Source organism: Nocardioides anomalus (genome assembly GCF_011046535.1).
In the GTDB taxonomy this organism is placed as follows: domain Bacteria; phylum Actinomycetota; class Actinomycetes; order Propionibacteriales; family Nocardioidaceae; genus Nocardioides; species Nocardioides anomalus.
The window spans coordinates 3,397,687-3,422,276 of the sequence record NZ_CP049257.1 but is presented as its reverse complement, the minus strand read 5'-3'; the positions used below and the strand labels follow the sequence as shown (position 1 = coordinate 3,422,276).

Here is a 24,590-nt window from a genome sequence, read left to right as displayed (position 1 = left end):
GGAGCCGGTCCGGCAGTCCGGGACTTAGGCTCGGTGGTGTGGCGAGGTACGTCGACATCCACCCGGACAACCCGCAGCAGCGCCTGCTGCAGCAGGTCGTGGACGCCCTGCGCGACGACGACGCCCTCATCGCCTACCCGACCGACTCCGGGTACGCGCTCGGCTGCCGCGTCGGCAACCGCGACGGCCGCGACCGGATCCTGCGCATCCGCGGCCTCGACGAGCGGCACCACTTCACGCTGGTCTGCAAGGACTTCAGCCAGCTCGGCCAGCTCGTGCACGTCGACAACGCGGCGTTCCGGGCCATCCGCTCGGCCACGCCCGGGCCCTACACGTTCATCCTCCCCGCGACGCCCGAGGTGCCGCGGCGGCTGCTGCACCCGAAGAAGCGCACCGTCGGCGTCCGCATCCCCGACCACCGCGTGGTCCAGGCGCTGCTCGAGCTGCTGGGGGAGCCGCTGCTGTCCAGCACCCTGATCCTGCCCGGCGAGACCGAGCCCCGGACCAACGGCTGGGACGTCAAGGAGGAGCTCGACCACGTCGTGGACGTCGTCATCGAGGCCGGCGAGACCCCGGCCGAGCCGACCACCGTCATCGACTGGTCCGAGGGTGCCCCCGAGGTCGTGCGGTACGGCGCAGGCGACGCGTCGCGCTTCGTCGCCTAGCTCGCCCCTGGCCGGTAGGTGTGCACGACCACGCCGTGCTCGAGCTGCTCGGTGCCGACCAGCTCGAGCGGCTGGCGCAGACACGCGTCGGAGAGCCGCTCGCCTTCTCCCACGAGGACCGGGAACACCCACAGCCGGAGCCGGTCGACCAACCCGGCGGAGAGCAGCTCGCGGGCCACCCCACCGTGGCCGTAGACCAGCAGGTCGCCGTCGCCGGTCTCGCGGAGCTCGCGGACCGTCTCGGTCACGTCCCCGCGCACCAGCCGGGCGCCGTGCCAGTCGACGCGCTCCAGGGTGGAGGAGAAGACGTACTTGTCCACGTCGTACAGGGCCTGGCCGTAGGGGTCGGTGGGTGAGCCCCACAGCCGGGCGAAGAGCTCGTAGGTCGCCCGCCCCATCAGCATGGCGTCCGTGCGCTCCAGCTGCCGCAGCGCGATCGCGGCGGCCTCGGCCGCGAACAGCCCGCCGGTCCAGCTCGGGGGTGAGCCGGTGATGCCGTCGGCGGAGACCAGCGTGTTCTCGACCACCTCGCGCACGACAGGTCAGACCCGTCGGGGCGGGCAGACTCAGCGGTCGCCGACGAACTGGTCGCGGACGCCGAGCACGGCCAGGCACAGGGCGTAGCCGACGGCCAGTGCGCCGGCGTGGTGGGCCAGGCCGCTGATGACCACCTGCAGGGTGCTGTCGCCGCGCTCTCCCAGCGCCCGCGGGCGGGCCAGTGCGACCAGGGCGAAGACGACGAGCATGACCAGCGGGGGCAGCACGCCGACCATGAAGAAGTCCTGGGGCCGGACCAGCAGGGCCACCAGGACGCACACCAGGACGAACGCGACGTCGAAGACGTGGCCCACCTCGCCGCCGAGCGTGGTGTCCAGCGAGGCGACGGTGAGGGTCAGCGCGAAGCCCAGGGACACCATCTGGTGGCCCAGTTCGTGACCCTCCTCCCAGAGGGTGCGAGCCTCGCTCACACCGCCACGGTATGCCCGCCGGGCGGCCCGTCGTCGGACCCACGCCGCTCGACGGCGTGCAGCTCGACCGAGCGTGGCGAGGGCAGGTCGTCGTCGGTGACGGCCAGGTCGGAGAACCGCCGCGCGGCCACCAGGACCCGGGACTCCAGGGAGCCGACGGTCTGGTTGTAGTGGCCGACGGCGGCGTTGAGCGAGCGGCCGACCAGGTCGAGGTGGCCGACCATGGTGGCCAGCCGGCCGTGCAGGTCGCGGCCCAGGCGGTGGACCTCGCGGGCCTGGTCGGCCAGCGCCTCGTGGCTCCACCCGTGCGCCACGGTGCGGAGCAGGGCGATGAGCGTGGTGGGCGTGGCCAGCACCACCTGGCGGTCGGCGGCGTGCTCGAGCAGCCCGGGGTCGGCCTCGAGCGCCGCGGCCAGGAACGACTCCGCCGGCAGGAACAGGACCACGAACTCCGGTGTCTCCGGCAGCGAGCGCCAGTAGGCCTTGCCGGCCAGCAGCTCGACGTGGCTGCGCACCTGGCGCGCGTGCCGGCGCAGGTGGACGGTCCGCTCCTCGTCGTCGCTCGCGGTGGTCGCGTCGAGGTAGGCGTCGAGCGGCACCTTGGCGTCGACCACGACCGAGCGGCCGCCGACCAGGTGCACGACGAGGTCCGGCCGCTTGGCGCCGTCGTCGAGGTGGACCTGCTCGGTGAAGTCGCACCGGTCGACCAGCCCGGCCAGCTCGACCGCCCGCCGCAGGTGCAGCTCGCCCCAGCGCCCGCGCACCTGCGGCTTGCGCAGGGCCGTGGACAGCGCCCGGGTCTCGCGGCGCAGGTCCTCGTGGGCCGCGCGCATCCCGAGCACCTGCTCGTTGAGCTGTCCCTGCCAGCTGGCGCGCTGGTGGTCCAGGTCGCGCATCTGGTCACTCAGCCGGTCCAGGCCCTGGACCAGCTCGGCCTGGTCGAGCCGCTCGTCGACGTACGCCGTCCGCGAGCGCGCCCAGAGCACCCCGAGCACCGCACCCAGGCCGAGGCCGAGCGCGAGGCCCACGGTCAGCACCAGCAGGATCTCGAGGACGTCCACCCGTCCAGGGTGGCGGTCGGCACCGACAGCGGCCGGCTCATCCCTCCGGGCGCGGCGTCCCCTGGTGGAAGCGGAGCCGCCACCCGTCCCCGGTGCGCAACCACAGCGACGTCCGGTTGGCGGCGCCGGAGCCGTCGAGCTTGCGGCTCACGTAGTGGGTCAGCACCACGCCGTCGGCGACCTCGTGGACCCGCAGCTCCGGCAGGGGGAGCTCGACCTCGACGGGTCCGCCGTCCAGGGCCATGGTGTCGCGGGTCCAGGTGGCGCCCGACTGGCCGAACTCGAAGAAGTCGGGGTGGAACGTCGCCGCCACGTGCGCGGCGTCGTAGCGCGTCTCGGCCCGCCACAGCGACTCCTCGAGGGAGCGGAGCCCGTCCTCGTCCCGTGCCACCGGTCCAGCGTAGGCGTTGCCGGAGGTTGACGCGGTCAACGTCCTGCGCGAGTATCGGACCGATCGTTCTGTCTTTCTAGAGGAGTTCTGTGAGCACCGTCGACGTCCCCACCCGCACCACCCTCCCGACCACGCCGCTGCGCCGGCTGTACGCCGCCCGCGCGGTGTTCGCCTTCCTCTGGGCCGGCGCCTTCGCCGCCGTGGCGTCCCCGTTCGGCACCGCAGCGCTGGTCCTCGCGGTCCTGTACGCCGCGGTCGACGCCGCGGCGACGCTCGTCGACGCGGCCACCCCCGGCGACCGGCCGAGCCGGCTGCTGCAGGTCAACGTCGCGGTGAGCACCGTGACCGCCGTGGCCCTGGCCGCCGTCGGCACGGGCGACCGCGGCGACGTGCTGCTGGTCTGGGGTCTGTGGGCGCTGGTCGCCGGCGCCCTGCAGCTCGGCACGGGTCTGGCGCGGCGCCGCCGCCTGGGCGGCCAGGGCGCGGTCGTGCTCAGCGGCGGCCTCTCGGTCCTGGCCGGCGCCGGCTTCGCCGCGTCGTCGCGCCACGGCTCGCTGGTGGGCATCGCCGGGTACGCCGCGCTCGGCGGCGTCTTCTTCCTCGTCTCGGCCCTGCGCCAGGGGCGCGGCGCGCGCGGCTGAGGCCTCAGGCCCCGGCCAGCAGCCCGTCCACGCCGCGCCGGAAGACCCGGCCGACCTCGGCCGGGTCGCTCAGGCAGCCCGCGGCCATCGCGCCGTCGCGGAGCAGCACGAACAGCTCCGCGGCGGCCCCGGTGCGCCGGCCCGTCAGCGGCTGGAGGGTGGCGGCCACCGTCTCGGCGTACCACCGCCGGTGCTCCAGCACCGCGCGGTGGACGGGGTGGTCGACGTCGGGGTACTCCGCCGCGGCGTTGAGGAACGCGCAGCCGCGGTAGGCCGGGTCGCTCAGCTGGGCCACCACCGCGCCGGCCAGCGCGGCGACCGCGGCCTCGGGACCGTCGGACCTGGCCAGGGCCTCTTCGAGCCGCTGGCGCTCGGCGGCGCTCGCCGCCTCCAGGTAGGCCACGACCAGCTCCTCCTTGCCGGGGAAGTGGCGGTACATCGTCGACCGCGTCACGCCCGCCGTGGCGATGACCTCCTCGACCCCCACGGAGTGGATGCCGCGGGTGTAGAAGATCCGGCTGGCCGTCTGCAGCAGCCGGTCGCGGGCCGGCGAGGGCCGGGCGCTCGACGTACGGGTGGCCACGGCTCAGTCCAGGTCGACCAGGACGGGCGCGTGGTCGGAGGCGCCCTGGCCGGCGCGCTCCTCGCGGTCGATGGCGGCGTGCACGACGCGCCCGGCCAGGGACGGCGAGCCGAGGATGAAGTCGATGCGCATGCCGCGGTTGCGCTCGAAGCGCTGGCGGTAGTAGTCCCAGTAGGTGAAGACCTCCGGCCCCGGCGCGTGCGGGCGGACCACGTCGACCCAGCCGTCGTCCAGGAAGGCCTGGAACGCCGCGCGCTCGGGCGCCGTGACGTGGGTGGACGTGGCGTAGGCCGCCATGTCGAAGACGTCCTCGTCGCGCGGGGCGATGTTCCAGTCGCCGACCAGGGCGGCGTCCTCGCCCAGCCAGCCGTGCGCGGCCTCGCGCAGCCGGGCCAGCCAGTCCAGCTTGTAGACGTAGTGCGGGTCGTCGACCTTGCGGCCGTTGGGCACGTAGAGCGACCACACCCGCACCCCGCCGCAGACCGCGCCGATGGCGCGGGCCTCCGCGGCCACCGGCTCGCCGTACCCCGGCATGCCCTCGAACCCCACCTGGACGTCCTCGAGGCCCACCCGGGAGAGCAGCGCCACGCCGTTCCACTGGTTGGTGCCGCTGTAGGCGAGCTCGTAGCCCATCGACTGCAGCCCCATCAGGGGCAGCTGGTCCTCGCGCGCCTTGGTCTCCTGGAGCGCGATCACGTCGACCTCGTGGCGCTCCAGGAACCGCTCGACCCGGTCGATGCGTGAGCGCAGGGAGTTGACGTTCCAGGTGGCGAGCCGCACCACCTCAACCTAGTCACCCCGGCCGACCCCGTAGCGTGGCCCCACATGGAGCGGGTCTGGGCGTGGCTGGTGCACGCCTACACGGCCACCGGCGTGGTCCTGGCGCTGCTGATGGTCCACTTCGCCTACCAGGGCGAGGTCCGCACGGTGCTGTGGCTGTTCCTCGCCGCTATGTTCGTCGACGGCACCGACGGGATGCTCGCGCGGCGGTGGCGGGTCAAGGAGCTGGCGCCGGAGTTCGACGGCGCCCTGCTGGACAACATCGTCGACTACATCACCTACGCCTTCGCGCCGATGGTGCTGCTGTGGGAGACCGGCTACCTGCCCGACGGGGTCTGGGGCGGCTTCGTCGCGGCCGCGCCGCTGGTGGCCTCCTGCTACCAGTTCTGCCGGGCCGACGCGAAGACCGACGACCACTTCTTCCTCGGCTTCCCGTCGTACTGGAACATCGTCGCCTTCTACGTCGTCGTGTTCACCCTGGGCGAGGTCGCGACCACCGCCGTGCTGCTGGCCCTGGTGGTGCTGGTCTTCGTGCCGGTGAAGTACATCTACCCCTCGCGCACCGAGAAGCTCTGGTACACCAACATGACGCTCGCGTCGCTGTTCCTGGTGCTCTTCGGCGCGATCACCTCACAGCTCCCCGACGTCCCGGTCGTGCTCACCGGGCTGTCCCTGGCCTACCTGGCCTACTACGTCGCGGTGAGCATCTGGTTGACCGTGCGGACCGGGAATCCGGTGGCGGCTCCCGCTGTCGACCCCGCACCATGATCGGCATGACCTCGTTCGACGCTCCCCGCACCGCGTGCGCCCACGCGCACGTGCGGGTCCCCGACGCGCGGACCTGACCCCGGCGCGCCCGAGGCCGGTCCGCGCCTTCCGCGAGCCGTTCCCGGTGTCCGTCGAGGGCGTGCTCACCATCGCCGGTCGCGACACGGTCGTCACCGGTGCCGGTGCGGGCAGGTGACGGCTGCCGGCGACCCGCACCCACCAGACCCGCTACCCGGGGAACCGGGGTGCGGCTCCGCGACCTGGTCCGCCGCGGGGCCGCACCTCCGCGGCGTGTCCGTCGTGGGCGGCGACCTCAGCGCAGGTGCAGGCAGCTGGAGGTGTCGGCGCTCCAGTCCAGGGCGGCGTGCTCGGCGATCCGGGCGTCGAGGTTGCGGGCGATCTCCTCGGGCCACGGCTCGGTGCCGCGCGGCTCGAGCCGCACGCACAGGCTGATCTCCTCGATCATCGTCGACAGCCGCTCGCGGGTGTCGTCCAGCACGAAGACCAGCCCGTGCACCGCCCGCTCGGAGCGGCCGAGCAGCCGCACCCGCACCGACATCCGCTCGCCGGTGTGCAGCTCGTGCAGGTAGGTGAGGTGGTGCTCGGCGGCCAGGCAGGCCAGCCCCGCCCGGACCGGCCAGTTGTGGGGGATGCCCACGCCCTCGAGGGACTCGTCGAGCCCCTCGCTGCCGATCCCGAGGTAGTGGCGGACGTTGAGCTGTCCGTTGTTGTCCTCGAAGGCCATGGGGACCGTCTGCACGGCGTACGCCGGCAGCCCGACCAGCTGCTCGTAGGTGGGGGTGTCCATGCCGCTGACCCTAGGACCTGCCCTCCCCGGGCTCTACGGTGCGGGCATGAAGCGCACGATCGAGGTCTTCCTGGTGATCGCGCTGGTCGTGGACGTGGCCTACTGGTCGATCTGGTGGACCTCGCGCGACACGCTGGCCAGCGAGCACCGCCCGGCGTACTACGAGTTCGAGAACGCCTTCCCGCTCGCCGACGCCTGGCTCGGCCTCACCTGCCTGCTCGCCCTCCTCTCCCTGCGGCGTGGGCGGCCCACGGCGCTGCTCTGGCTGCTGTGCGCCGGCTCGGCCGGTCTCTACCTCTTCGGCATGGACCTCCTCTACGACCTCGAGCACGGGATCTTCGCCCGGGGCGGCGGGGGCGCCGTCGAGGCCGGGATCGTCACGCTCACGGCGGTCTTCTCGGTGACGGTGCTGCGCTGGGCGTGGACGCGGCGCGAGGAGCTGCTCGGGCGGCCAGCGCCGTCAGGAGCCGGCTGAGCCGCTCGGCGGCCTCGCTCCTGGCCGCGCGGGCCGACCGCGACCGCACGGTCACCTGGACGGTGAGGCGCTCGCGCGCCAGCACCAGCCCCACCTCGTGCAGGGTGGCGAGCGCCGGCCGCCCGGCTGGAGCAGCCGCAGCACCGCCTCGCGCCGGCGATCGACCCACCCGTCCGCGTCGTAGGCCGCGACCGTGGCCCGACCCGCCTCGCCGAGTCGCCAGCTGCGCGGAGCGGTCCGCTGGACCGGGGTGCGGAACCGGCCGCCGATCAGGGCGCGGACCGGCACCGCCGCGGCCCGCTCGGTGCTCGGCCACCGGGTGGCGCCGACCAGGACCGTCTCGCCCGGGCGCGCGCCCGCGGCGAGGACGAAGGCCGTGCGCCCGTCGTCGGCCCGGGTGCACGGGTCGCGGCCGGCGCACCGGTGGACGACGCGCCAGGGGTGGAGATCCGACGCCCCCGGCAGGGCCGCCGCCAGGTCGCCCGGCGTCGTCGGCGTCCATGGGGCCGGCGCCGCCTTGGTGGGCGCCGGTGGCTCCGGGACCCGGCTCGCCACACCCTCGGGCGCCCCACAGGCGGCGAGGGCCAGCAGGGCCAGGAGCAGCGCTGCGCCCGAGCGGGAGGTCGACATGCCGCCATGCTGCGCGAGGACGCCGACGCCCGCGACCGCCCCGACCGCGACCTGTGGACAACGCGGATGCGGGACGGGCCTGTGGACGGTCCTAGGCTTGTCGGTCGTGGCTCTCACGATCGGCATCGTCGGACTCCCCAACGCCGGGAAGTCCACGCTCTTCAACGCGCTGACCAAGAACGACGTGCTCGCGGCGAACTACCCGTTCGCCACCATCGAGCCGAACGTCGGCGTGGTCGGCGTACCCGACGAGCGGCTGCCGAGGCTGGCCGAGCTGTTCGCCAGCGAGCGGGTGGTGCCGGCGACGGTGGAGTTCGTGGACATCGCAGGCATCGTGCGTGGTGCGTCGGAGGGGGAGGGGCTCGGCAACAAGTTCCTGGCCCACATCCGCGAGTCGGCCGCCATCTGCCAGGTGACCCGCGTCTTCCGCGACGCCGACGTGACGCACGTGGACGGCGAGGTCAACCCGGGCAACGACATCTCCACGATCCAGACCGAGATGATCCTCGCCGACCTCCAGACCGTCGACAACGCGCTGCCCCGGCTGGAGAAGGAGGCGAAGATCAAGAAGGAGACCCAGCCCAGGGCCGCCGCCGTGCGCGAGGCCAAGGAGGCCCTCGAGGCCGGCACCCCGATCATCGCCACCAAGGTCGACCGCACGCTGATCCGCGAGCTGTCGCTGCTGACGGCCAAGCCGTACATCTACGTCTTCAACTGCGACGCCGACGAGCTCTCCGACGAAGCCCTCAAGGACGAGATGCGCGCGCTGGTCGCGCCGGCCGAGGCGATCTTCCTCGACGCCAAGTTCGAGGCCGAGCTGGTCGAGCTCGGCGACGACGACGAGGCCCGCGCGATGCTCGCCGAGATGGGCGTCGACGAGCCGGGCCTCGACGTGCTCGCCCGCGTCGGCTTCGACACCCTCGGCCTGCAGACCTACCTCACCGCCGGCCCCAAGGAGTCGCGCGCCTGGACCGTCCGCAAGGGCGCCACCGCCCCCGAGGCCGCCGGCGTCATCCACACCGACTTCCAGCGCGGCTTCATCAAGGCCGAGATCGTGTCGTACGACGACCTGATGGCGGCCGGCTCCATGCTCAAGGCCAAGGAGCTGGGCCAGGTGCGCATGGAGGGCAAGGACTACGTCATGCAGGACGGCGACGTCGTCGAGTTCCGCTTCAACGTGTGACCGGCTGGGAGCCCGCCGACGGCTGGGTGCTCGCCTCGATCGGCGTGTTCCAGCGCCCGTGCACGCTCACCGAGCTGGTCGCGGCCGGCGACTGGATGAACCACGCGGTCCTCACCGAGCCCGAGGTGTCCGGCGCGCTCGGCCGGCTGGTCGGGTCCGGGCTGGCCCGGGTGTACGAGGACTGGACCCTGGAGCTGACCGACGAGGGCGCCAGCCTGTTCTCGGCCGAGGTCCGCAGCATCCAGACCCAGCTCGACCTCATCGAGGACGGCCTCGCGGGGCGCGCGCCCGAGCCGGCCCGGGTGCGCCTGCCGGACGGTGCGTTCGCCGCCGCGGTCGCGGCGTACCTCGAGCACCGCGAAGGGTGAACACGGTCGACCGCCAGGGCTAGCATGACGGCTCGGCGGCGAGGGACGGAGGCGCGCGTGAGCGGCACCGAGGCGGGTTGGTACGACGACGGCAGCGGACGCCGGCGCTACTGGGACGGCCAGGGCTGGACCGACCACCTCGAGCCGGCCGAGCCGGGCCTGGGCGGGGCGCTGAACCGGATCGAGGCGGCCGCGGTCTCGGGGGGCCAGCCGCGGCCGGCGGCGCGGGGGGCCAGCTACGTCGTGCTCCAGGTGATCCTCAAGGAGAAGCTGTGGGGCACGGGCTCCGGCAACCTGCCCGAGCTGGAGAAGGCCATCAACGCCCAGGCGGCGCTCGGTTACCGGCTGCACACCATCACCACCTCCTCGTCGGGCAGCAAGGGGCTCGGCGGGGGCGACCGGATCCAGGCCACGATGGTGTTCGAGCGCCTGACCTGACCCGCGGCCCGGGTGTGCCCGAGGCTCGGCGATGATCGTCGGGTGGCACTGGGCGAGACGACGGTGAGCCGCTCCTGGCCCTGGGGTGCGGCGGTGGTGGGCGACCCGGGTGCGGCGCCGCCGGCGCCGACCGAGGCCCTGGTCACCATCGGGACGGGGGCCGTGGTGCTGCGGCTGCGGCACGCCCAGGACGTCGAGGTCGTCGACGGCGAGGCGAGCCTGGCCACGGCAACCTGTCACGTGCGGGTGCTGGACCGGGTGGAGGCGACCGGTCGGACGACCCTGTGCGACGTCGTCCTGGAGACGCCGTCGGGCAAGCTCAGCCTCGGGGACGGGAGCGGTGCCGTGGCCATCGAGGTCGAGGGCTCGCCGCGTCACCGTCTGGTCGTGAGCGCCGAGCACCTCCGCAGCGCGGGGCTCGACGAGGTGTGGGTGGACGTGGTCCCGGTGACCCAGCTGCCGCTGAGCGTGCTCTAGGCGGGTGGTCCGACCGCTCAGTAGTGGTTGCCGGGCGCCATGCTCTCGTCGGGGACGCTCGGCAGCCCCCAGTCGTAGCGGTCCTTGAGCGACTGCAGCAGCTGCTGCACCGCCTGGCCGCTGAGCGGCACCTGGTCGGCGGCGTTCGGGTCGGTGGGCCCGTCGCCGGCCTGCAGCCGGTTCATGGCGGTGTCGAAGGGCCGGTAGTAGTCGTCCTCGAGGGTGCTGGTCGCGTCGGTGTAGAGCTCGTCTGCGGTGCGCGCCTTGAACGGGCGCTCCTCGTGGGGCGGCTCGACGTCGATGCCGATGTCCTCGGCGATGTCCTTGAGCGAGTTGCCGATCGAGATGGCCTTGTCGACCTGCCCCTTGGCCACGCTCACGACCGGGATGTGGTCCAGGAGCCCGTAGGCGTCCTTCGCGATCTCCTCGACCTTGGCGATCCAGGCCGGGTCCTGCGGCGTGTCCGCGGGCTGCTCCTCGGCGCGGACCCAGGCCCCCAGCTGCTCCTCCGCGGCCGCGCGCAGGCTCTCGGCGTACTTGGTCACGCCCAGCTGGGTGCCGTTGATGATCTTGGTCGCGGCCGCGAAGCCGGCCGTCACGTAGGCGCTGAAGACCGCCAGCTGGGCCACCGTGTCGTTGTAGTTGTCGTAGAAGGTGCTGAAGGCGTACTGCGCGTGGCCCTCCCAGCCGCTCAGGAGGGCGCCGATGTTGGCCCAGTCGTCACGGGCGCCGACGTCGAGGCCCGCGACCACGTCGCGCTGCATGGCCCGGATGGTCTCGGCCAGGGCGGGTACGTCGGGCTCGGTGAACTGCGCGCAGAGGCTGTAGAGGTAGTCGCCGAGGCCGCTGGCCCAGCTCGCGCCGTTGCGCCAGGCCTGGTCGGTCTGGTCGCGGATGTCCTTGGCCAGGGCCGCGAACGGGTCGGGGCCGTTCGGGTCGATGCTGTGGCGGTCGTAGGCGACGGTGAAGCTGGACAGCCTCGGGTGCACGGCGTACTGGCCGTCGGGGCACGGGAACTCGTAGCGGCTCGGGTAGTGGTCCAGGTCCACGGTGAAGGTGTCCGGGCCGGGCGACTGGTCGTGGTTCCCGAAGTAGTTGACGGTCTGCCACAGGTAGTCGGCCGCGAGCTCGTTGCCCTTGAGGTGGCCCAGGTAGGTCTCGACGTCGGCGAAGACCGAGCGGAGGTGGGCCTTGTCGAAGCTCACCGCTCCACCACCGGAGGCACGACGGGCGTCTGCTGCTGGTCCTGCTGCTCGGTCTGGTCGCGCTGGTCGTGGTCGGTGTCCGGGTCGACCGGGTCGGGGGTCGAGCCGATGACCACCGGGTCGTGCGGCTGGAAGTCGCCCTGCCCCATGCGGGTCGGCTGGTTCGGGTCGACCGCGCCGGGCTGCGACGGGTCGGGGAGCGCGGGTGGCACCTGGTGGGTGGGTACATCGAGCGTCTTGAGCCCGGTCCCGAGGTGCTGGTAGTCGGAGGCGGCGTCCTCGTCGGTGGCCACGAAGTCGTCGGCGGTCTTGATGATCGACGAGGCGCAGTGGTCGAGGGAGACGACGGTCCCGCGCATCACGTCGTAGACCTGGCCGCCGATGCTCAGCATCGAGCGCATGATCGCCGGGTCGCCGGCGCGCGCTGCCTGCACGTCGAGGCTCTGCAGGTGGTCGTAGAGGCGGTTGGCGATGCCCGAGACCAGCTCGGCCTCGGCCGGGATGTCCTGCTTCCCGGCCACGTACATCGCCTCGATCGGCGACTTGATGCTCACCACAGCAGCCTTCCTGGGGCGGCCGCCGGTGAAACCTCAGGGCGTGAGCAGCCGGGCGACCTCGGCCTGCCGGACGAGGAACGCGCGCTCGTCCATGCGCTTGCGGCGCAGCCAGGTGGTGACCTCGGTGTTGCACTTGCTGGCGTTGCACGAGCCGCAGGCCGGGACGACGTTCAGCAGCGTGTAGCGACCACCGCGCGAGACCGGCAGCAGGCAGTCCTTCTGCAGCGCGGCGCCGTCGCCGCCGCAGTAGGCGCAGCCGCCCCAGGCCTCCATCAGCGCGAACCACTGGTCGTCGGTGAGGTCGTGGGTGACCCGGGCCATCCGGCGCCGGCGGCGGCGGGCGTACGTCGCGGTGCGGGTCCGGGAGGCCACCTGGCGAGGGTAGGCGCGCGGGCGCAAGGTTTGCGCAAGGCGCGGCTGCGATGCTGCACGTCCACCCACCCCCGACCCTCCCGAGGTGACCCGATGACCGACGCCGCGCCCGAGCCGAGCCCGCCCGCAGGCGAGCCCGCAGGGGAGCCCGCCGTGGACGCCGCGGGGGAGCTCACGGCGGCCGAGCGGCTGGCCATCGCGCTGGGTACAGCGCCGCCGGGAACCGCGCAGCCCGCCGTCGCGGTGCCGGAGGAGACGACCGCGCGAGAGCACGCCTGAGTGGACGTCCGCGTCGAGGTCCTCGGACCGCTGCGCGTCCTCGTCGACGGGCGGCCGGTCGAGCTCGGCCCGGCCCGGCGGCGGGCCCTGCTGGCCGCGCTGGCGGTCGACGCCGGCCACGTCGTGCCGACCGACGTCCTGGCCGACCGGATGTGGAGCGGGGAGCCGGCGCCGCAGGCGACGGCGACCATCCACGCCTACGTGTCGCGGCTGCGCAGCGCGCTGCGCACCTTCGACGCCGAGGGCCGTGAGCAGCCGTCGCCGCTGCGCACCCAGCCGCCGGGCTACGTGCTCGACGTACCCCGCGACCGCATCGACGCCGACGTCTTCGCCGACCTGGTCGCACGCGCCCGCGCCGAGTCCGAGCCGCAGCAGGCCCGGGCGCTCGTCGGCGAGGCGCTGGGCCTGTGGCGGGGGGCGGCGGCGTACCTCGACGTCACCGCGGGGTTCGCCGCCCGCGAGGCCGACCGGCTGCGCGAGCTGCGGCTCTCGGCCGTGGAGCTGTCGGTGCGGCTGGACCTCGAGCTGGGCCGGCACGCGGCGCTGGTCGACGAGCTCGGCGCGCTGCTGGTGGCCGAGCCGCTGCGCGAGGGGCTGCACGCCGCGCTGATGCTGGCGCTGTACCGCTCCGGACGCCAGGGTGAGGCGCTCCAGCACTTCGAGGACGTGCGGCACCTGCTGGCCGACGAGCTCGGCATCGATCCCGGCCCCGAGCTGCGCCGGCTGCACGAGCAGATCCTGCGCCAGGACGAGGAGCTGGCCGCGCCGCCCACCACCGCCGCCCGGCCGACCGCCGCGGGGGAGCCCGCGCCGCCGACCGAGGAGCTCACCGGCGCCACCCGCATCGTCGGGCGCGCGGACGAGCTGCGTCGACTCGTGGCGGCCGCCGAGCGCGCCCGGAGCGGCACGGCGACCACGGTGGCGGTCGTCGGCGAGGCCGGCATCGGCAAGTCCCGGCTGCTCGAGGAGCTGGCCGCCCGCGCGGCCGGGACCGGGACGCTGGTCGCCTGGGGCCACTGCTGGCAGCACGAGGGCGCCCCGGTCCTGTGGCCCTGGGTCCAGGCCCTCGAGGCGCTGGCCGACCGGCTCGAGCCCGCCGAGGTCGAGCGCGCGCTCGCGGGCCGCGGGGCGGGCGTGGCGGCGCTGGTGCCCCGGCTCGGCTCGGCCGTGACCGGCACGCCGTCGTCCCTGGACGGCGCGCGCGTGCAGCTGTACGACGCGGTGGCCGGCTTCCTCGAGGTCGTGGCCCGCGAGCGGCCGGTCCTGCTGCTGCTCGAGGACGTGCACTGGGCCGACCGGGCCAGCCGCGAGCTGGTGGAGTACGTCGCCACGGCGGTCCGGCAGGCGCCGCTGGCCGTCGTCGTGTCCGTGCGCACCCACGCGGAGTCCTCGGCGCTGGTCGGCACCGAGCTGCTGACCGCGCTGGCCCGCACCGGGCGCGCCGAGCGTCTCGACCTGACCGGCCTGGACGAGGCCGCGGTGCGTGAGTACGTCGTCGACCGCACCGGCAGCGTCCTGGACGACGCCACCGCCGGCGCGCTCACCGACCGCACCGGCGGCAACCCGTTCTTCGTCGGCGAGCTGGTCCGGCTCCTCGTGACCGACGCGAGCGACGACGGCGAGCCGGTGCTGCCCGACACCGTCCCGGACAGCGTCCGCGACGTGGTCCTGCGCCGCGTGGAGCGGCTGCCCGAGGCGGACCGCACCGTGCTGACCGTGGCCGCCGTGGTCGGGCGCACCTTCGACCTCGGGCTGCTGGCCGCGGCCGCCGGGCTGGACGACGAGGTCGTGGACGAGGCCGTGGACCGCGCCACCGCGCTCGACATCATCCGGTCCGACCCCGGCGGGTTGAGCCGGCACCGCTTCGTGCACGCCCTGACCCAGCAGGCCCTGCTCGAGGCGACGGGGCCGGCCCGCCTGCGCCGGCTGCACGGTGCCGTGGCCGCGGCGCTGGGGGAGCGGGAGCCCGAGCGCACGGCGTACCACCTCGCCGCCGCCGGCTCGGCCGCCGACCTCGAGCGCGCGGTGACCCTGCTGACCGGCGTGGCCGAGGAGGCCTGGCGGCGCGGCAACCTCACCGAGACCGAGGCCGTGCTGCTGCGGGCCCTGGAGCTCACCTTCCGGCTCGGGGCCGAGTCCGGGCCCGCGGAGATGGCGGTGCGCGTGCGGCTCTGGTCGCTGTACGCCGCCACCGAGGGTCCCGGCTCCCCGCGCGAGACCGCGCAGCACGAGCAGGCCGTGCGCCTGGTCCGCGAGCACGGCGGCGCCCGGGACCTGCTCGCCGCGCACCAGGCGCGGCTGGCCTACCTGCTCTGGATCGACGACGTGGTCGACCTGGCCCAGCTGGTCGAGGAGATGGAGCGGGTCGCGGAGGGCGCGGACGACGACCTGTTCCGGCTCGCGGCCGCGATCGCGCGCGGTCACCTGCTGCACCTGACCGGACGCCTGGCCGACTCGGCCGCCGCGTGGGACCGCGCCGACGCGCTGTCCGAGCACGTCGAGGTCCCGGTCGGGGTCTTCCCGCTCGACCCGCGCTGCCAGGTGCCGACGTGGCAGGCCCACGTCGCGCTGCAGCGCGACGACGCCGCGGCCGCGCAGGCCCACCACGCGCGCAGCCTGGGCCGGCTCCCGGCCATGGGCCCGACCACCCGGGCCTACATCGCCAACACCTCGGCGTTGCTGTGTGCGCTCGGGGACGACCCCGAGGGCGCGGCGCGGTTCGCCGCAGCCAGTCGAGGACCCTCGCTGGACCTCGGGCTGACCCAGAGCCTCAAGCACCTCGACGTGGTCGAGGCCTGGGCCCGCGAGCGGCTGGCCCCGGGCACCGCGCTCGACGAGGTCACCGCCGCGATCGAGCGCGCCGGGGCGGCGCCGGCCCTGGCCATGCGGCCGACGCTGCGGTCACTGACCGTGGACGTCCTCCTCCGCGCGGGGGACCGCGACCGCGCCCGGACCCAGCTCGACGCCGCCTTCGCCGACGTCGAGGCCACCGGCGACGTCGCCCACCTGGCCGAGCTGCACCGCCAGCGCGCGCTGCTCACCGGCGACCCCGCCGAGCTGGACCGGGCTCGCGAGGTCGCCGCCGAGCAGGGCGCGCTGCTGTTCGCGCGCCGGGCCGACGCCACCCGTCTCTGAGCGCCAGCGGTCCTCAAGGTCTGCGCAAGGCCTGACGCCGACGCTGGCGTCATGACCACACTCACCGCACCCACCAGCCCCGTCTCCGACACCCTGGCGCCGCAGCGCGGGCGTACCGCCTGGGCCGCCGCCGGCGCCCTCGCCGCCCTCGGCGGGGTCGCCACCATGCTGCTCCAGGGCACGCTCAACGCGGCGTACGACAGCTCGATCTCCGGCGACCCCGAGGCCATCGCCGCCGCGATGGCCGAGGTCAAGGGCCACGCCGCGCTCTTCCACCTCGCCGTCTCGCTCAGCGCGGTGCTGCTGCTGCCGTTCGGCGCCGGCCTCGTGCGCCGGCTGCGGCGCGGGCTCGACGCGGACAGCCTGCTGCCGTGGGTGGCCGGTGCCGGCGTGCTGCTGACCTCGGCCGTGCTGATCCTCGGCAGCGGCCTGGACACCGAGTTCGGCGTCTTCCCGCCCGAGCCCGGCGACGTGCCGGCCGAGCACATCTCCTTCTACGGCCACTGGATCGGGACCATCCCGTGGCTGTGGACCGGGCTCGGCGCCACCGCCGGGTGCGTGGCCCTGGCCGGCGTACGCCGGGTCGTGCCGCGCTGGCACGCCGTGGCCGGCTTCGTGCTGGGTGGCGCGACGCTCGCGTTCGGCGTCTCGCCGATGGAGTACATGGCGCTGCTGCCCGCCACGCTCTGGCTGCTCGTGACCGGCCTGGCCTTCACCCTCGGTGACCGCCGCGCCTGACCGCTCCCACCCCGAGGGCCCCGACCACACCGGTCGGGGCCCTCCTTGCGTCCGGGCGTCAGCCGGACCCAAGCGCGCCGCAAGCGCTCGTTGGGAGCGTCCTGCCCATCACCTGATGACGTCGCAAGCCACGCGAAGGAGCCCGCCGTGCCGACCCCGATCCTCACCCGTCTCACCTCACCCTCGACCCTGGTCCACCTGGTCTCGGTCTCCGCGCTCGCCGTCGCCGCGGTCGTGGTGGGCACCGCCGAGGACGCCCACGGCGCCACCGCGGAGCCGACGACCGCCGCGGCGGCCGCCCCCGGCACGCTGGTCTACGTCAAGGACTTCAACGTCTGGGCCGCCCGCACCGACGGCACCGACGCCCGCCGCATCACCAGCGACGGCAGCGTCGCCCACCCCTACCTCTCGCCCAGCCAGGCCGACACCGGTGCGGTCGTCGTCGCCCACGACGAGCGGATCGTCCGGATGGACGCCTTCGGTCACGTGCTCACCGTGCTCGACCCGCCCGGGCTGCTGAACTCGGCCGGTCACCTCATGGACGGCACGCCGTCGTCGGTGGCGATCTCGCCCAACGGCGCGCTCGTGGCCTACACCCAGGTCGAGTCCGGCTGCCCCGTCGGCGTGGACTGCGACACCCGCTTCGCCACGGGCTACACCGCCGCCGACCACCTGACCGACCCCGCGCCGTACGGCGTGACGTACGGCAACGACCCGAGCTGGCTCGGCAACGACCGCACCGTGCAGGGCGGCGGCGCGATCCCCGACGTGCGCGTGCACGTGCTCGGCCAGCCCAGCCCGCCGCGGTGGTTCGCCGACTCCCAGATCGAGAACCCCGGCCAGGAGCTCACCGACCCCACCGTCTCGCGCAACGGGACCTGGGTCTCCGCCGTGCGTGACACCGGCCCGAACACCTCCGTCCTCTGGGCCAAGGCCGACGGCGACCTGGTGAACGCCCCCGAGCTGTGGTGCTCGACCAGCCCCGAGCCCGTCGCCGAGCCGGCCTTCTCCGCCGACAGCACCACGCTGGCCTGGGTCGTCGGCACACAGGGCATCTACATGGAGCGCGACCTGGAGAACTGTGCTCAGCCCGCCCTCGTCGTCCCCGGCGGCCGCGAGCCGTCGTTCTCCGCGGCGCCGTTCAGCACCGTCGACCCCTACCAGCCGCCCAAGGCCAACGCACCCCGCTCGACCGGCGCCCCGAGCGTCGCCGGCAAGGCCCGGGTGGGCAAGAGGCTGAGCGCCCGCACCGGCACCTGGACCGACGCCGCGTCGTACGCCTTCACCTGGCTGCGCGGCGGCAAGGCCATCAAGGGCGCCAAGGGTTCGACGTACAAGCTCGGCCGCAAGGACGCCGGCAAGAAGATCGCCGTCCGCGTCACCGCCACCGGCCCCGGTGGCAGCGCCTCGGCCACGAGCAAGGCGGTCAAGGTCAAGCGCTGACTTGGCCCAGAAGCGACGCCGCCGACCGGAGACCCGGTCGGCGGCGTCGTCTCGCGGGGACGGGCTACGGCACCATCCAGTGCGGGTGGGTGCGGTCGCCCTTGCAGACGTAGCGCCGGCCCTGGGCGTCCCAGCCGGACTTGCCGTACGACGACTGCGGGCAGAACTGCCCGCCGCGGATGCAGCTGCCGCTCGAGGTGTGCGTGCAGGCGTGCCGCTCGTGCTGGACGTGGACGTGGGTCGCCGCGGTGGCGTCGACGGTGGCCAGGGACGGCCCGCCCAGGCCGGCGACGGTCAGGGCGATGGCCGCGACGGCGGTCTTCATGCGCATGTGCTTCTCCCGTGTGGCGCCCCGGTCCGTCCGGGGCGCGCGAGGAGCATCGGCCGCCCCTGGTGTCAGGCGAGGCCTTGCGGACCCGAACCACCCGAGATGACCACGCCGTCACCCCTGCGGGCTGGCTCGCCCGGGCCACCCGGTCCGCCCGGCCGACCGTGATCGGCGTCACGATTGGTTGCACGACGCAACTACATGTAGCCTGCACACGTGCCCCACGTCTCCGCCGAGCCCGACGAGTCCGGTGTCGTCCCCTCCCGCCTGCTGCGCGAGCACCCGCTGCTGCCCGTGGTGGTGCTGTGCTTCGGCGGTCTGACCGCGTCGCTGAGCCAGACGCTGCTGGTGCCGATCCAAGGTGAGCTGGGGCTGCTGCTGGGCAGCAGCCAGGCCAACGCGTCGTGGGTCATCACCATCACCCTGCTGGCCGGTGCGGTGGCGATGCCGGTGGCGGGGCGACTGGCCGACCTGTTCGGCAAGCAGCGGGTGGTCGCGGCGAGCGCGGCGCTGCTGCTGGTGGCCAGCGTGGTCTGCGCGCTGAGCGACTCGCTGGCACCGATGCTGGTGGGGCGGGCGCTGCAGGGCCTGGCCATGGGCTTCATCCCGGTCGGCATCTCGCTGATGCGCGAGATCACCCCGCCGCACCTGACCGGTACGGCGATCGCGGCGATGAGCGCGACGCTCGGCGTGGGCGGCGCGATCGGGCTGCCCCTGGCGGCGTGGATCGCCGACGGCAGCGACTGGCACATGCTCTTCTGGGTGGCGGCCGGGCTGGCCGCGGTGGTGCTGGTCAGTGCGTGGTTCCTGGTGCCGCACGTGCAGGACTCCGAGCCGGGTCGCTTCGACCTGCTGGGCGCGGTCGGGCTGGCCGTCGGGCTGGTCAGCTTCCTGGTCGGGGTGACCAAGGCGAGCACCTGGGGCTGGACCGACGCGCGCACCCTCGGCGCGATCGCGTTCGGGCTCGTGGTGCTGGCCGGCTGGACGGCGTACCAGGCGCGCACCAGCCAGCCGCTGGTCGACGTGCGGACCACGTCGCGGCTGCCGGTGCTGATGACCAACATCGCCGCCATCGCGATCGGCTTCGGGATGATGGCCCAGGTCATCGTGGTCCCGCAGCTGCTCGAGCTGCCCGAGGTCACCGGCTACGGCCTGGGCCAGTCCATCCTGGCCGCCGGGCTGTGGATGGCGCCGTCGGGGCTGATGATGCTGGTCTTCGCGCCCATCTCGGCGCGGCTGATCGCGAACATCGGGGCCAAGTACACGCTGATGATCGGCGCGGCGGTGGTCGGGCTCGGCTACCTCGTGGGCTTCCTGCTCATGGACGCGCCCTGGCAGCTGCTGCTGGCCTGCTGCGTGGCCAGCGCGGGCATCGGGATCGGGTACGCCGCGATGCCGACGCTCATCATGGACAACGTGCCGATCCGCGAGGCGGCCAGCGCCGTGGGCGTCAACGCCCTCATGCGCTCGGTCGGCACCACGCTGGCCGCGGCGGTCATGGCCACCGTGCTGACCAGCTCGACCACGACCTTCGGGGACTTCGCGCTGCCCACCGAGAGCGCCTTCAAGTGGTGCTTCGCGCTCGGCGCGCAGGCGGCGTTCGTCGGTGTCGCGATCGCGGCCTTCGTCCCGAAGGCCGGCAAGGACGACGTCACCCCGGCGGCGGCTCCGGTCGCAGCCGCGAGTGCGCCCGGTCCAGCCCGTCGTTGAGCTCGCGCAGCTCGGCCACCAGCGCCTCGGCGCGGTCCCGGCCGAGCTCCTTAAGCACCTCGTCGTAGACCGCGGCCCGCAGCGTGCCGTCGTGGACGTACGCCGCTCGGCCGGCCTCGGTCGGCCGCAGCAGCCGGCTCGGGCTGTCCGGCACGGCGTACCGCTCGACCAGGCCGTGCCCGATCGCGGCGTTGACCTGCCGGTTCACCGTCGACGGGTCGAGCTGGAGCTCCTCGGCCAGCTCGCGCAGGGTGCGCGGCGGGCCCTCGGTGAGCAGCCAGAGCAGCCGGAACGCCGACGGGTCCAGCCGCGCGCCGGGGTAGACGTGCGCGCGGCGGCGGGCCAGCCGCATCAGCTCGTCGCCGAGCTCGCGGAGCACGCGCTCGTCCATGCCAGGGCAGGCTAGTGGACGTCAGTGTCCCATCGGCCGGCGCGCGGCCACCGCACCGCGGGCCCGCTGGGCGGTGGCCCGGGCCAGCTCGGCGCTGAGCCCGACGTGCTTGGCCGGGTCGAGCAGCGTGATGATCTCGGTGCGCGAGAGCCGCTCGGTCACCCGCGGGTCCTGGGCCACCACGGTGGCGAAGTCCTCCTGGTGGTCCACCGAGCGCATCGCGGCCTCGTGCACCAGCTCGTGGGCGTCCTGGCGGCCCAGGGTCTCGGCCAGCGCCATCATCAGCGCCTCGGCCATGATCGCGCCGCCGGTGAGGTCGAGGTTGCGCCGCATCCGGTCGGGGAACACCTCGAGCTCGCTCAGCACCGCGGCCAGCCGGACCAGCTGGTCGGCGGCCAGGATCAGCGACTGTTCGACGGCCTCGTCCATCATCGCCGAGGCCGCACCGTCGACCTCGCCGGCGTGGATGACGGCCTCCAGCGCGAGCCCGGTGAGCGAGCGGAGGTGGGCGCCGATGGTGACCATGTCCTGGCACAGCTTGGCGTTGCGCTTCTGCGGCATGGTCGTCGAGCCGACGTCGTCGGGCGGGAGGTTCTCGCGGACCTCGCCGACCTCGGCCGCGCTGAGCCGGGAGACCTCGTAGGCGATCGTCGACCCGGTCGCCGACATCAGCGCGATGACCGTGACCAGCTCCCCGAACGGGTCCGCGATCGAGCGCGACGGCAGCGCCATCGAGCCCAGCCCGAGCCGGGCCGCCACCAGCTCCTGCACGTGCGGGCCGGCCTGCCCCATGGCCGCGAAGGTGCCGGTCGCGCCGCCGGTCATGGCCACGAACATCCGCTCGCGCAGCCCCTCCAGACGCTCCAGGTGACGCAGCATCGCGTCGGCCCAGGCGGCCACCTTGAACCCGAACGTGATCGGCACCGCCTGCTGCCCGTGCGTGCGCCCCGGCATCACCACGGTCGCGTGGTCCTCGGCCAGCGCCGCGCACGCGTCGAGCACGTCGAGGACCAGGTCGACCAGGACCGCGTGCGCCTCGCGGACGCCCAACACGTCACCGGTCTGCTGGATGTTCTGCGTGGTCGCGCCCCAGTGCACCCAGCCGCCGTGCTCCTCACCGCACGCACGCGCGAGCTCGGTGACCAGCGGCATCATCAGGTGCCCGGTGCGGGCCTGGCCGGCGTCCAGCGCGGAGACGTCCAGCTTCTCGAGGCGGGCGTGCGCGGCGATGACGTCGGCCGACTCCTGGGGGACGAGGCCGACCTCCGCCTGCGCCATCGCCAGCGCGGCCTCCACGTCGAGCCAGCGCTGCCGCCGGGCGTCGACGCCCAGGATCCGGCGCACGCCGTGGTCGGGGAGTCTCGCGTCGCTGATCCAGCCGTCCGCTGCGTGCACCGGTCTGCCTCCGCCTCCGCGTGGAGGGCGTGCGTCGCCGTTGACCCGCCCGCATGGGTGAGCCCAGTCTAGGCGCCCACGCGGGACCCTCGGACAGCACGCGGGCGGTCGGGGTACAGTGGTTGCGCATCACCGGTCGTCGCACGACCGGTACGGCGCCGGTCAGGCGCCAGATCGCGTCGGGGGGCCGAGCCAGGACCCCTGTCCGCGAGGTTCGTCGCCCCAGAGCACGGCGGTGCGGCGTACGGCAGAGCCACGGGGTCGTGGCGGTCGAAAGGGAGCTCCTTGGCCAGACGAGGCCAGCGCCAGTCGGGTAACCGGCAGGCCAACCAGCGCAACAACCAACGCCGGCACGGCGACAACGAGGGCATCATCCCGGTGCTCGCGCGCGCCGTCCGCGAGGTCGAGGCGCGGGCCCAACGCGGGCCCGTGTCGCCGTCCGCGCGCACGAAGTTCCAGGTCATCGCCCTGCTGGTGCGCGAGGAGCGCGCCCGCATCAAGGCCGACACCGAGCTGACCGAGGCCAAGAAGGCCGACCAGCTCAAGCGGCTCGACGGCGTGGCCACGATCCTGGCCAAGACCACGGCCACGGACCCGACGCTGTTCGCGCTGCTGGCCGAGGACGCCAAGGTCTCCGACGCCGCCAAGGAGCTGCGCCGCGAGATGATCGCCTCCGCCGGCATGGAGGCCGAGGTCGAGCCGGAGCCCGAGCCCGAGGCCGCCGCGGCGCTCACCGGCCACGAGCGCCGCGTCGTGCCCACCTCGGTCAAGCAGCGGCTCCTGTCCAACCCCTTCCTGGTCCCGGACTTCTCCGCCGCCGACGAGCACCGCCCCAGGGCGCGCCGCCTGGCCTCGTGGGAGCTGCTCGGCCCGCTGTTCCGCTCCTTCGAGTACAACGGCGGCGCCGCCTGCATGCCGCTGCCCGAGCCCAACGGCACCCGCGTGCCCGACGGCCTCGAGCTGATGCGCCACCAGGCGCAGCTGGTCCACTCCGCCGCCGACGGCCACCGCACCTACCTGCTGGCCGACGAGCCCGGCCTCGGCAAGACCGCGCAGGCGCTGCTCGCCGCGCAGGCCGCCGACGCGTTCCCGCTCCTGGCCGTCGTGCCCAACGTGGTGAAGACCAACTGGGCGCGCGAGGCCGGCATCTGGGTGCCGAACCGGCCGGTCACCGTCATCCACGGCGACGGCGAGGACGTCGACGGCTTCGCCGACATCGTGGTCGTCAACTACGAGATCCTCGACCGCCACGTCGGCTGGCTCGGCGACTTCGGCTTCCGCGGGATGGTCGTCGACGAGGCGCACTTCATCAAGAACAAGCAGTCCCAGCGCAGCCAGAACGTCCTCAACCTCTCCGAGCGCATCCGAGCCCGCCGGGCCCGGCCGCTGCTCATGGCGCTCACCGGCACCCCGCTGATCAACGACATCGAGGACTTCCAGGCCATCTGGGAGTTCCTGGGGTGGATCGACGACAAGAAGCCACTGTCCCCGCTGATGGACAAGCTCGAGGAGACCGGTCTCACCCCGGCCGACCCGCCGTTCTACCCCGCCGCCCGCACCGCCGTCGTCGACATGGGCATCGTGCGACGCCGCAAGGTCGACGTGGCCGCCGACATCCCCGCCCGCCGCATCGCCGACATCCCCGTCGAGCTCGACGACGACATCGGCCGCTCCATCCGCGAGGCCGAGCGACAGCTGGCCCAGCACCTGCTCGAGCGCTACGACATGGCCATCGCCACCCGCCGCAGCGGCGCCCCCGTCGAGGGCATCGACCACGAGCTCGTACGCCGCGTCGCCACCTGGGAGCGCGAGGACACCGGCACCACCGCCAACCCCGACGGCGACAACGTCTTCACCATGCTGCGCCGCATCGGCCAGGCCAAGGCCGGCCTCGCCGCCGACTACGCCGCACAGCTCGCGCGCAGCGTCGGCAAGGTCGTGTTCTTCGCCAAGCACGTCGACGTCATGGACCTCGCCGGCGAGACCTTCGCCAAGCGCGGCATCCGCTACAGCCAGATCCGCGGCGACCAGACGCCCAAGAGCCGCGAGGCCAACATCGAGGCCTTCCAGCAGGACCCCGACGTGCAGATCATCGTGTGCTCGCTCATGGCGGCCGGTGTGGGCATCAACCTGCAGGTCTCGTCGAACGTCGTGCTCGCCGAGCTGTCCTGGACCGACGCCGAGCAGACCCAGGCCATCGACCGGGTCCACCGCATCGGCCAGGCCGAGCCGGTCACCGCCTGGCGGATCATCGCCAGCCAGACCATCGACACCAAGATCGCCGAGCTGATCGACTCCAAGGCGGGGCTCGCGGCCCGGGCGCTCGATGGGTCGGACGACGAGGTCGGGTCTTCGGTCGACATCCAGCTCGAGGCGCTCGTCGCGCTCCTCACCTCGGCGCTCGAAGAGCGTGAAGGGTTGCTTTCGCTGTAGGGCTTGGGGTCTGGGTGCTGCTTCTCCTGGTACCGCTCTCGTGGGCTGTCCACCTGTGGGCTGACCCAGCCTCCGCCGGACCGGGACCTGGCGCCGGAGCCAACCGACGCCGTGTTGCACGCGACTGCTCCCAGCCCCATTACGCCCGGTGTGCGTGCCCCACGCCGCGGATTTAGCCTCCGGTGCCAGGCCGCCGGCCCGTCGGTGGCCGGGTCAGCCCACAGGCGGCCAGGGTCCGGCGTCACCGTCGCCTCCGCCTTCACGGGTGGGGTGGGGGCAGGTGCTGTTGTTCGCAGATGGGGACCGCAGCGTGGCCGCCTTGGCGGCCGCGCTTGTGTGGGGCGGGGCGCAGCCTCGCCCTTGAGCGC

Annotated in this window: 28 protein-coding genes; 14 read left to right on the top strand and 14 right to left on the bottom strand. The window is 73.9% G+C overall.

Going from position 1 to position 24,590, the window contains the following annotated elements; all coding sequences use genetic code 11:
* Positions 1-38 precede the first annotated feature (38 nt).
* A complete protein-coding gene (locus tag G5V58_RS17235; protein ID WP_165235425.1) occupies positions 39-665 on the top strand; it encodes an L-threonylcarbamoyladenylate synthase in 627 nt (208 codons plus the stop codon).
* Here G5V58_RS17235 and G5V58_RS17230 read toward each other — a convergent pair.
* Genes G5V58_RS17230 through G5V58_RS17215 form a run of 4 tightly spaced genes read right to left on the bottom strand, consistent with a single transcriptional unit; the run spans position 662 to position 3,085 of the window.
* Positions 662-1,201 carry a dihydrofolate reductase family protein gene (locus tag G5V58_RS17230; protein WP_165235422.1) on the bottom strand — a complete coding sequence of 180 codons (540 nt, stop codon included), beginning with the start codon at positions 1,199-1,201 and terminating at the stop codon, positions 662-664. The two genes, G5V58_RS17235 and G5V58_RS17230, sit on opposite strands and share 4 nt — an antisense overlap.
* 30 nt (positions 1,202-1,231) lie before the next feature.
* The gene (locus tag G5V58_RS17225; RefSeq protein ID WP_165235419.1) at positions 1,232-1,633 is read right to left on the bottom strand and encodes a DUF6542 domain-containing protein; all 402 of its coding nucleotides are present in this window, start codon (positions 1,631-1,633) and stop codon (positions 1,232-1,234) included.
* Positions 1,630-2,694, bottom strand: coding sequence for a DNA recombination protein RmuC (locus tag G5V58_RS17220; protein ID WP_165235416.1), 1,065 nt, complete (start codon positions 2,692-2,694; stop codon positions 1,630-1,632). Before G5V58_RS17220 ends, G5V58_RS17225 begins: the two co-directional genes overlap by 4 nt.
* Before the next feature lie 37 nt (positions 2,695-2,731).
* Complete coding sequence (locus G5V58_RS17215) at positions 2,732-3,085, bottom strand: nuclear transport factor 2 family protein (protein WP_165235413.1); 354 nt, start codon at positions 3,083-3,085, stop codon at positions 2,732-2,734.
* An 89-nt stretch (positions 3,086-3,174) separates the two neighbouring features.
* Here G5V58_RS17215 and G5V58_RS17210 point away from each other — a divergent pair, with 89 nt between their 5' ends.
* Positions 3,175-3,726 (top strand): hypothetical protein, encoded by a 552-nt coding sequence (locus tag G5V58_RS17210; RefSeq protein ID WP_165235410.1) that lies wholly within the window; start codon positions 3,175-3,177, stop codon positions 3,724-3,726.
* 4 nt (positions 3,727-3,730) lie between these two features.
* Here G5V58_RS17210 and G5V58_RS17205 read toward each other — a convergent pair whose 3' ends face one another.
* Together G5V58_RS17205 and G5V58_RS17200 are read right to left on the bottom strand one after the other, a co-directional pair.
* Complete coding sequence (locus G5V58_RS17205; protein WP_165235407.1) at positions 3,731-4,309, bottom strand: TetR/AcrR family transcriptional regulator; 579 nt, start codon at positions 4,307-4,309, stop codon at positions 3,731-3,733.
* Between the two features lie 3 nt (positions 4,310-4,312).
* Positions 4,313-5,089, bottom strand: a complete 777-nt coding sequence (locus tag G5V58_RS17200; RefSeq protein WP_165235404.1) for an exodeoxyribonuclease III — start codon at positions 5,087-5,089, stop codon at positions 4,313-4,315.
* Between the two features lie 45 nt (positions 5,090-5,134).
* Between G5V58_RS17200 and G5V58_RS17195 the strand changes: the two genes are divergently transcribed.
* Complete coding sequence (locus G5V58_RS17195; protein WP_165235401.1) at positions 5,135-5,857, top strand: CDP-alcohol phosphatidyltransferase family protein; 723 nt, start codon at positions 5,135-5,137, stop codon at positions 5,855-5,857.
* Between the two features lie 313 nt (positions 5,858-6,170).
* Here the strand turns inward: G5V58_RS17195 and G5V58_RS17190 are convergent, their stop codons facing one another.
* The gene (locus G5V58_RS17190; RefSeq protein ID WP_165235398.1) at positions 6,171-6,665 is read right to left on the bottom strand and encodes a thioesterase family protein; all 495 of its coding nucleotides are present in this window, start codon (positions 6,663-6,665) and stop codon (positions 6,171-6,173) included.
* Positions 6,666-6,711: 46 nt separating this feature from the next.
* Here G5V58_RS17190 and G5V58_RS17185 point away from each other — a divergent pair, with 46 nt between their 5' ends.
* Positions 6,712-7,140, top strand: a complete 429-nt coding sequence (locus G5V58_RS17185; protein ID WP_165235396.1) for a hypothetical protein — start codon at positions 6,712-6,714, stop codon at positions 7,138-7,140.
* A 51-nt stretch (positions 7,141-7,191) separates the two neighbouring features.
* Here the strand turns inward: G5V58_RS17185 and G5V58_RS17180 are convergent, their stop codons facing one another.
* Positions 7,192-7,770 (bottom strand): hypothetical protein, encoded by a 579-nt coding sequence (locus G5V58_RS17180; protein WP_165235393.1) that lies wholly within the window; start codon positions 7,768-7,770, stop codon positions 7,192-7,194.
* Between the two features lie 106 nt (positions 7,771-7,876).
* Here G5V58_RS17180 and ychF point away from each other — a divergent pair, with 106 nt between their 5' ends.
* From ychF to G5V58_RS17160, 4 genes are read left to right on the top strand one after another with little or no spacing between them, the layout of a single operon-like run.
* The gene (gene ychF, locus G5V58_RS17175) at positions 7,877-8,953 is read left to right on the top strand and encodes a redox-regulated ATPase YchF (protein ID WP_165235390.1); all 1,077 of its coding nucleotides are present in this window, start codon (positions 7,877-7,879) and stop codon (positions 8,951-8,953) included.
* Entirely contained in the window at positions 8,950-9,321 is a 372-nt protein-coding gene (locus G5V58_RS17170) for a hypothetical protein (protein ID WP_165235387.1), read from the top strand. The genes ychF and G5V58_RS17170 overlap by 4 nt, the downstream gene beginning before the upstream one ends.
* Before the next feature lie 57 nt (positions 9,322-9,378).
* The gene (locus tag G5V58_RS17165; protein ID WP_230486704.1) at positions 9,379-9,759 is read left to right on the top strand and encodes a DUF2510 domain-containing protein; all 381 of its coding nucleotides are present in this window, start codon (positions 9,379-9,381) and stop codon (positions 9,757-9,759) included.
* A gap of 42 nt (positions 9,760-9,801) precedes the next feature.
* The gene (locus G5V58_RS17160; RefSeq protein WP_165235381.1) at positions 9,802-10,236 is read left to right on the top strand and encodes a hypothetical protein; all 435 of its coding nucleotides are present in this window, start codon (positions 9,802-9,804) and stop codon (positions 10,234-10,236) included.
* A gap of 17 nt (positions 10,237-10,253) precedes the next feature.
* On the opposite strand, the gene G5V58_RS17155 is transcribed toward G5V58_RS17160, so the two are convergent.
* The 3 genes from G5V58_RS17155 to G5V58_RS17145 are packed head-to-tail and all read right to left on the bottom strand — an operon-like array spanning position 10,254 to position 12,370.
* Positions 10,254-11,441: a hypothetical protein gene (locus G5V58_RS17155; RefSeq protein ID WP_165235378.1), complete on the bottom strand. Its 1,188-nt coding sequence runs from the start codon at positions 11,439-11,441 to the stop codon at positions 10,254-10,256.
* The gene (locus tag G5V58_RS17150) at positions 11,438-11,995 is read right to left on the bottom strand and encodes a hypothetical protein (RefSeq protein ID WP_165235375.1); all 558 of its coding nucleotides are present in this window, start codon (positions 11,993-11,995) and stop codon (positions 11,438-11,440) included. The genes G5V58_RS17155 and G5V58_RS17150 overlap by 4 nt, the downstream gene beginning before the upstream one ends.
* Before the next feature lie 36 nt (positions 11,996-12,031).
* Positions 12,032-12,370, bottom strand: a complete 339-nt coding sequence (locus tag G5V58_RS17145) for an HNH endonuclease (RefSeq protein WP_230486703.1) — start codon at positions 12,368-12,370, stop codon at positions 12,032-12,034.
* Between the two features lie 93 nt (positions 12,371-12,463).
* Between G5V58_RS17145 and G5V58_RS17140 the strand changes: the two genes are divergently transcribed.
* From G5V58_RS17140 to G5V58_RS17125, 4 genes are all read left to right on the top strand, one after another.
* A complete protein-coding gene (locus tag G5V58_RS17140; RefSeq protein ID WP_165235372.1) occupies positions 12,464-12,649 on the top strand; it encodes a hypothetical protein in 186 nt (61 codons plus the stop codon).
* Positions 12,650-15,784, top strand: coding sequence for an ATP-binding protein (locus G5V58_RS17135; RefSeq protein WP_165235369.1), 3,135 nt, complete (start codon positions 12,650-12,652; stop codon positions 15,782-15,784).
* A 51-nt stretch (positions 15,785-15,835) separates the two neighbouring features.
* Positions 15,836-16,522, top strand: coding sequence for a hypothetical protein (locus G5V58_RS17130; protein WP_165235366.1), 687 nt, complete (start codon positions 15,836-15,838; stop codon positions 16,520-16,522).
* A 147-nt stretch (positions 16,523-16,669) separates the two neighbouring features.
* A complete protein-coding gene (locus G5V58_RS17125; RefSeq protein ID WP_165235363.1) occupies positions 16,670-17,965 on the top strand; it encodes a hypothetical protein in 1,296 nt (431 codons plus the stop codon).
* Positions 17,966-18,029: 64 nt separating this feature from the next.
* Here the strand turns inward: G5V58_RS17125 and G5V58_RS17120 are convergent, their stop codons facing one another.
* Positions 18,030-18,290, bottom strand: a complete 261-nt coding sequence (locus G5V58_RS17120) for a hypothetical protein (RefSeq protein WP_165235360.1) — start codon at positions 18,288-18,290, stop codon at positions 18,030-18,032.
* A gap of 219 nt (positions 18,291-18,509) precedes the next feature.
* Here G5V58_RS17120 and G5V58_RS17115 point away from each other — a divergent pair, with 219 nt between their 5' ends.
* Complete coding sequence (locus tag G5V58_RS17115; RefSeq protein ID WP_165235357.1) at positions 18,510-20,003, top strand: MFS transporter; 1,494 nt, start codon at positions 18,510-18,512, stop codon at positions 20,001-20,003.
* Here the strand turns inward: G5V58_RS17115 and G5V58_RS17110 are convergent.
* A complete protein-coding gene (locus G5V58_RS17110; protein ID WP_165235354.1) occupies positions 19,945-20,394 on the bottom strand; it encodes a MarR family winged helix-turn-helix transcriptional regulator in 450 nt (149 codons plus the stop codon). The genes G5V58_RS17115 and G5V58_RS17110 overlap by 59 nt on opposite strands.
* Before the next feature lie 21 nt (positions 20,395-20,415).
* Complete coding sequence (locus G5V58_RS17105; RefSeq protein ID WP_165235351.1) at positions 20,416-21,789, bottom strand: class-II fumarase/aspartase family protein; 1,374 nt, start codon at positions 21,787-21,789, stop codon at positions 20,416-20,418.
* Positions 21,790-22,074: 285 nt separating this feature from the next.
* Here G5V58_RS17105 and G5V58_RS17100 point away from each other — a divergent pair, with 285 nt between their 5' ends.
* Complete coding sequence (locus G5V58_RS17100) at positions 22,075-24,222, top strand: DEAD/DEAH box helicase (RefSeq protein ID WP_165235348.1); 2,148 nt, start codon at positions 22,075-22,077, stop codon at positions 24,220-24,222.
* Positions 24,223-24,590: the final 368 nt, after the last annotated feature.

Coding starts and splice junctions, on each gene's coding strand:
- G5V58_RS17195 (WP_165235401.1), top strand. CDS start 5,135: ATGGAGCGGGTCTGGGCGTGGCTGGTGCACGCCTACACGGCCACCGGC.
- G5V58_RS17190 (WP_165235398.1), bottom strand. CDS start 6,665: ATGGACACCCCCACCTACGAGCAGCTGGTCGGGCTGCCGGCGTACGCC.
- G5V58_RS17185 (WP_165235396.1), top strand. CDS start 6,712: ATGAAGCGCACGATCGAGGTCTTCCTGGTGATCGCGCTGGTCGTGGAC.
- G5V58_RS17180 (WP_165235393.1), bottom strand. CDS start 7,770: ATGTCGACCTCCCGCTCGGGCGCAGCGCTGCTCCTGGCCCTGCTGGCC.
- G5V58_RS17140 (WP_165235372.1), top strand. CDS start 12,464: ATGACCGACGCCGCGCCCGAGCCGAGCCCGCCCGCAGGCGAGCCCGCA.
- G5V58_RS17130 (WP_165235366.1), top strand. CDS start 15,836: ATGACCACACTCACCGCACCCACCAGCCCCGTCTCCGACACCCTGGCG.
- G5V58_RS17120 (WP_165235360.1), bottom strand. CDS start 18,290: ATGAAGACCGCCGTCGCGGCCATCGCCCTGACCGTCGCCGGCCTGGGC.
- G5V58_RS17110 (WP_165235354.1), bottom strand. CDS start 20,394: ATGGACGAGCGCGTGCTCCGCGAGCTCGGCGACGAGCTGATGCGGCTG.